At 65.0% G+C, this 6,359-nt stretch carries 5 protein-coding genes; 3 read left to right on the forward strand and 2 right to left on the reverse strand.

The window, feature by feature from the left end; all coding sequences use genetic code 11:
- Positions 1-280 precede the first annotated feature (280 nt).
- The gene (locus AC0L3H_RS32185; RefSeq protein WP_473588162.1) at positions 281-1,225 is read left to right on the forward strand and encodes a MurR/RpiR family transcriptional regulator; all 945 of its coding nucleotides are present in this window, start codon (positions 281-283) and stop codon (positions 1,223-1,225) included.
- Between the two features lie 201 nt (positions 1,226-1,426).
- Positions 1,427-3,196, forward strand: a complete 1,770-nt coding sequence (locus AC0L3H_RS32190) for a flavin-containing monooxygenase (RefSeq protein ID WP_473588163.1) — start codon at positions 1,427-1,429, stop codon at positions 3,194-3,196.
- Positions 3,197-3,371: 175 nt separating this feature from the next.
- Here AC0L3H_RS32190 and AC0L3H_RS32195 read toward each other — a convergent pair whose 3' ends face one another.
- Together AC0L3H_RS32195 and AC0L3H_RS32200 are read right to left on the reverse strand one after the other, a co-directional pair.
- Positions 3,372-4,601 carry an amidohydrolase/deacetylase family metallohydrolase gene (locus AC0L3H_RS32195; protein ID WP_473588164.1) on the reverse strand — a complete coding sequence of 410 codons (1,230 nt, stop codon included), beginning with the start codon at positions 4,599-4,601 and terminating at the stop codon, positions 3,372-3,374.
- Positions 4,602-4,831: 230 nt separating this feature from the next.
- Positions 4,832-5,260, reverse strand: a complete 429-nt coding sequence (locus tag AC0L3H_RS32200) for an Lrp/AsnC family transcriptional regulator (RefSeq protein ID WP_128175259.1) — start codon at positions 5,258-5,260, stop codon at positions 4,832-4,834.
- A gap of 124 nt (positions 5,261-5,384) precedes the next feature.
- On the opposite strand from AC0L3H_RS32200, the gene AC0L3H_RS32205 reads away from it, so the two are divergent.
- The coding region (locus tag AC0L3H_RS32205) for a saccharopine dehydrogenase family protein (protein ID WP_473588165.1) at positions 5,385-6,359 on the forward strand (975 nt) is incomplete at its 3' end.

The raw sequence follows: 6,359 nt of genomic DNA on the forward strand, positions 1-6,359 counted from the left end.
TGCGTTTCAAAAAACGCCCCATGCGCCATCTGCGCCAAACTTCGGCCCCCGTGCAAAGCCCTCCTTGTGGGAGAAGGGGAGGCGCGCGTCCCGTAACTCTCCAACTTGCGGTCGAACGGCGACCACGGCTCTAATCATCGAGATCGTTTGCACCGCGACTACAGTGTTGTTTGAATTAGCTTTTCTATTTCTTGAAAAGCTTGTTGCTTTCCTACATACTTCGCAAACCGGCCACGCAAACATGATAGAGGTCGAGCTCCACAAACGGCGGGGATGAGTCATGACCGAAGCTGAAGGCCATCAACGATTGACCTCGGACGGCGGCCCGGATGGACGCGATCATATCAGGCGCATCCCCGACATCATTTCGCTGGTCAAGGATTCTTACGGTGAATTGCGCCCGGCGGAGCGGCGCGTCGCCGATGTCGTGCTCGACGATGTCAAATTCGCGGTCGACGCCTCCAACGCCGTCCTCGCCCAGCGCGCCCAAGTCAGCGAACCCACAGTAACCCGGTTCTGCCGCGCCATCGGCTGCGAAGGGGTTCGCGATTTCAAGCTGAAGCTGGCGCAGAGCCTGGTCGTCGGCGCGCTCTATCTGAGCAAGCCGCCGCCGCTGAACGGCGACAATGGCATGCCGTTCTGGAATGCCGTGTTCGGCGAGGCCCGCCGGGCGCTGCAGGAGGCCGAACGGCAGCTTGATCCGGCGCAGCTGCTGAAAGCCGCCGAGCTCATCGCCAAGGCGCGCCAGGTCACGGTGTTCGGCCTCGGCGGCAGCTCTTCGGCGCTGGCGCAGGAGACCCAGTACCGGCTGTTCCGCTATGGCATCACCGTCGTCGCCCAATGCGACCCCTATCTGATGCGGATGACCGCCTCGACCCTGAAGCCCGGCGACCTGGTGATCGCCATTTCGGCGACCGGACGCACCCGCGAAGTGATCGAGGCCGTCGAGCTGGCCAAGCATTACCGCGCCAATGCGATCGGCGTGACCGCGCCCGATACCGAGCTTGCCCGCGCCTGCGACGTCAGGCTGACGGTGGCGGTGCCCGAATATCCCGACACGCTGAAGCCGACCGCCTCGCGCTTCTCCTTTTTGGCCGCGATCGACCTGATGGCGGTGGCGGCAGCCTACAAGCTCGACGGCTCGGCCCGCGAAACCGTCCGCCGCATCAAATACAACGCCCAGATCCACAGGACGGGCAAAGAGATGGAGCCGCTGGGGGATTGAGGCCTGGTTGACGGGCGTTTGCGCTGCCCCTCACCCTTGCCCTCTCCCCGTGAAGAACGGGGAGAGGGGGTCGCCAGCGCTGGAGCTTGTCCCTTCTCCCCGTTGTTCACGGGGAGAAGGTGCCGGCAGGCGGATGAGGGGCAGCGCCGAGTTCGACAATTGACGACCCAATCCGGATTCGCCGACTCGAAGGAGAAAAAAATGCTCGACATGGCACCCTCAAAACAGGCGGCCAGCTGGCTTTCCTCTCTCTCCCGCGCCCTCGAGGCGGGCGACGCCGCGGCCGCGGCCAATCTGTTCGTCGAGGACTGCTACTGGCGCGATCTGCTGACCTTCACCTGGAACATCAAGACGATGGAAGGCCGCGCGGCGATCCGCGACATGCTGGACGCCACTCTGGCGGCGACCAGGCCGACTGCCTGGCAGCTCACTGGCGAAGCAAGCTCGCACGAAGGCACGATAGAAGCCTGGTTCAGCTTCGAGACGTCATCGTCGTGGGGCCAGGGCATCATGCGCTTGGCAGACGGCAGATGCCGGACGCTGTTCACGGCGATGAGCGACCTCAAGGGTTTTGAGGAGCGCAAGGGACCGGCGCGGCCGCTGGGTGTCCGCCACCAGGCCGATCCGGACCGCGAGACCTGGGCCGAGGCGAGGGCGCGCGAGGCGCGTGATCTCGGTGCCATTGAGCAGCCCTATTGCCTGGTCATCGGCGGCGGCCAGGGCGGCATCATGCTGGGCGCACGGCTGCGGCAGCTCGGCGTGCCGGCCATCGTCATCGAGAAGAATGCGCAGGCCGGCGATTCCTGGCGCAACCGCTATCGCTCGCTCGTGCTGCACGATCCCGTCTGGTACGACCATCTGCCCTACATCCCGTTTCCGGAAAACTGGCCGGTGTTCACGCCCAAGGACAAGATGGGCGACTGGCTGGAAATGTACACGCGCGTCATGGAGCTCAATTACTGGACCTCCACAGAATGCATCAGCGCGTCCTACGACGAAGCCAAAAAAATCTGGACGGTCGAGGTCGACCGCGCCGGCGAGCGCATCACGCTGATGCCAAAGCACATCGTCTTCGCAACCGGCGCCTATGGCCCGCCGCGGCAAATCGACCTGCCGGGCGCCGCTGCGTTCCAGGGCGAAATCCTGCATTCCAGCCAGTATTTTAGCGGCGAGACATTCCGCGGCAGGCGCGTCGCGGTCATCGGCGCGGCAAGCTCGGGGCACGATGTCGCCGTCGACCTCTGGGAGAGCGGCGCTGCGGTGACCATGATCCAGCGCTCGCCGACGACGGTGGTGAAGTCAGACACGCTGATGGAAGTCGGCTTCGAGATCTTTTCGGAAAAGGCGCTGGCCCGCGGCATCACCACCGAAAAGGCCGACATGATCGTCGCCTCGACGCCGTTCGCGCTGCTGCCGCAAAGCCAGCGGGCGCTGTACGACATCATCAAGGCGCGTGACGCGGCCTTCTACGACCGCTTGCGCGGTGCCGGCTTCGCCATCGATTTCGGCGACGACGAGACCGGGCTGCTGATGAAGGCCTACCGCACCGGCTCGGGCTACTATATCGACGTCGGCGCGTCCGATCTGATCATCGACGGCGCGATCGGCATCCGCAACGCTGTCGAGATCAAGTCGCTGACGCCGACCGGAATCCTGTTCGACGACGGCAGCGAATTGGCGGCCGATGCGATCATCTCCTGCACCGGCTATCAGTCGATGAACGAAACCGTGGCGGCGATCGTCTCGCGCGACGTCGCCGACAAGGTCGGGCCGTGCTGGGGTATTGGCTCGGGCGTGAAAGGCGACCCGGGACCATGGCAAGGCGAATTGCGCAACATGTGGAAGCCGACGGCGCAGGAAGCGCTATGGTTCCACGGCGGCAATCTGGCGCTGTCGCGCTTTTACTCGAAATATGTGGCGCTGCAGATCAAGGCGCGGATGGAAGGGATGGCGACGCCGGTCTATGGGTAGCAGCGTTCCTCTCCTTCTCCCCTTGTGGGAGAAGGTGGATTGGCGCGCAGCGCCAAGACGGATGAGGGGTGTTGGACGGAATGAGGCGTTGGTGTTCTCTGGAGCACCCCTCATCCGACCTCGCTTCGCTCGGCCACCTTCTCCCACAAGGGGAGAAGGAAGAGCCGCCCAGCCTTCACCCACGCCCGAAATGCCGGCTCACCACATCGACATGCGTCTCATGCGCATGCGCTTCGTAGCGGTCGGTATCGCCAAAATCGTTAGCCGCTTCGTTCGGCCACCAGGTGCCGCCGATCACGATGCCGTCCGAGACCAGCCGCTGCTCGGCGACCAGCGACGCGCCGACCGCATCGCCAAAGGTAAAACGGCCCGGACGCAGCCGCAGCACCGCGATGTCGCCGACGGCACCGACCTTAAGCGTGCCAAGCTCGGGCCTTGCGATCGCCTCGGCCGGCCGTTGTGTCGCCGCGCGCAGCACCTCGACCAGCGGCATGCCGAGCGCCAGCAATTTCGACATGCACACCAGAATGTCGAAGGCCGGACCGTCGACGCAGTAGAGATGCACGTCGCTGCTGATCACGTCAGGCGCCAGCCCTTCGCTGAGCATCGCCCTGGCAACCGAGAAATCGAACGAGCCCATGCCGTGGCCGATGTCGAAGATGACGCCGCGCTCGCGCGCCAGCCGCATGTCGGGCCGCACCGCGCCGGAGGCGAAGACCGGCGCATTGGGAAACGGCCGGAAGCAGTGGGTGAGAATATCGCCCTTGCGCAGCCGCGGCAGCACTTCCGAGCGGCCCGGCGGCGGCTCGTCGATATGCGCCATCAGCGGCAGGCCGGCATGGTCGGCAGCCTCGAGCGCCAGATCGACCGGCGCGATGCCGCTGCTGCCGCCGGCATGGCGGCCCGAGCGTACTTTTACGCCGACGACCACGTCTGCGTGCTCGCGCGCCACTGCCACCGTCTCGCGCGGTTCGCAGAGCCGCAGATCGCTGCACTCGCCGACCGAAACGGTCTGCGAGAAGCCGAAAATGCCGGCAAAGGAAATGTTGACATAGGCCAGGATGCGGACCTTCGAGCGCTCGATGACGTGGCGGCGAAAGCCGAGGAAGTTGCCGGCGCCAGCGCTTCCGGCGTCGATGAAGGTTGTGGTGCCGCTTTTTGCGGCGAGGCGGTCGGCGTCGACGCCGAGCGATGTGCCGCCCCAATAGACGTGGCTATGCAGGTCGATGAGGCCGGGCGCGACGATGGACCCCGTCGCATCGATGACGCGCGCGGCGCGCTCGAAGGGAATGTCGGGATCGATCGCGGCGATGCGGCCGTTGACGATGGCCAGATCGCGTCGCGCGTCGAGGCCGGACGCCGGATCGATGAGGCGGCCGCCCTTCAGCAGGAGATCAAATTGCATCGGCGTCCTGTGTGTTCTCGTTCAAACCGGCCTGTCCGCGCAATTCTCATATAGGTTGTGTTGGAAAGCAACATTTTTTTGCGAATGATGTTGCTTTGTTACAGGAGCGTCGCAAGCGTAAGAGGAGCGCCAAAATTGCCGATCTCCCCCCTTGAGGGAGAGATGCCCGGCAGGGCAGAGGGGGGTGCTGTCCCGCCAGCGTTTCTGGGCCGCGCCAACGCGGGCAGCACTCACCGGTCGATCCGCGTCGACAGGATGATCGACGACGATGTCCGCTCGACCCCGTCCATCGCGCCGATCTCATCGAGAAGCGTGTCGAGGTCCTTGATCGACGGCGCGTCGACGACAACGATCATGTCGAAATTGCCGCTCACCGAATGCAGCGTCCGCACCGGCGGCAGCGCCTGCAGGCTGCGCACCACCTTGTCGGCAAGCTTGGGCGTGACGGTGAGCAGGACATGCGCCCGCACCAGTCCCTGTTCGTAGTCGGGTGAAAGGCGGACGCCATAGCCGGTGATGATGCCGCGCTGTTCCAGCCGCTCGATCCGGCTCTGCACCGTCGTCCGCGACACGCCGAGCCGCCGCGCCAGCTCGGCCGTCGAGGCGCGCGCATTCGCGCGCAGCAGGGAGAGCAGGGCCTGTTCGGCGTTGCTAAGCACTTTCGACGAACCTCATCGGCATACTGTCCAATTTGGCACTTCGTTTTGAACAGTTCAACACTTCCTTTCGACAGGCAAGCTGCGATTCTGTCCGCTCTTTGAAAGACGAGGCGAGGGCACTGTCATGAAGAACATCATAATTGTCGGCGCCGGCAAGATCGGCTCGACCATCGCCGAGATGCTGGTTTCCACCGGCGACTATCACATAACGCTCGTCGACCGTTCGGCCGCACAGCTCGGCGCGGCCGAACTGCCTGAAACGGTCGAGACGCTGGAACTCGACATCGAAGCCGCCGGCACGCTCGAAGCGGCCCTGGCCGGCAAGTTCGCGGTGCTCAGCGCCGCCCCCTTCCACCTGACCACGCGCATCGCCGAAGCGGCGGCCAGCGCCGGAGTGCATTATCTCGACCTGACCGAGGACGTCGTCGCGACCCGGCGCGTCAGGCAATTGGCGCGTACCGCCGACAGCGCCTTCATCCCGCAATGCGGGCTGGCGCCGGGCTTCATCTCGATCGTCGCCAATGATCTCGCCAGCCGCTTCGACACGCTGGAGAGCGTGCGCATGCGGGTCGGCGCACTGCCGCAATACCCGTCGAATGCGCTGAACTACAATCTGACCTGGAGCACGGACGGCGTCATCAACGAATATTGCGAGCCTTGCGAGGCGATCGTCGAAGGCGAACTGATCGAGGTACCGCCGCTGGAGGAGCGCGAGGAATTCTCGCTCGACGGCGTCACCTACGAGGCGTTCAACACCTCGGGCGGGCTCGGCACGCTGGCCGAAACGCTGAAGGGCAAGGTGCGCACGCTGAACTATCGTACCATCCGCTACCCCGGCCACGCCGCGATCATGAAGGCGCTGCTCAACGATCTCGGCCTGCGCCACCGCCGCGACGTGCTGAAAGACATTTTTGAGAGCGCCCTGCCGGCGACGCTGCAGGACGTGGTCATCGTCTTCGTCACCGTCAGGGGGGGGGGGGGGGGGGGCCCCCGCGGGGGGGGGGGGGGGCGGCCCCCAAAAAAAAAACCCCCCGCGCCCCCCAAGGGGGGCGCCCCCCCCCAAAAACACCCCCCCCCCCCCCCCCCACGGCGGGGGCGA

The organism is Mesorhizobium sp. WSM4816 (assembly GCF_055811535.1).

Bases quoted from the DNA above. Each gene is read 5' to 3' on its own strand.
- AC0L3H_RS32195 (WP_473588164.1), bottom strand. From the start codon at position 4,601: ATGCAATTTGATCTCCTGCTGAAGGGCGGCCGCCTCATCGATCCGGCG.
- AC0L3H_RS32190 (WP_473588163.1), top strand. From the start codon at position 1,427: ATGCTCGACATGGCACCCTCAAAACAGGCGGCCAGCTGGCTTTCCTCT.
- AC0L3H_RS32185 (WP_473588162.1), top strand. From the start codon at position 281: ATGACCGAAGCTGAAGGCCATCAACGATTGACCTCGGACGGCGGCCCG.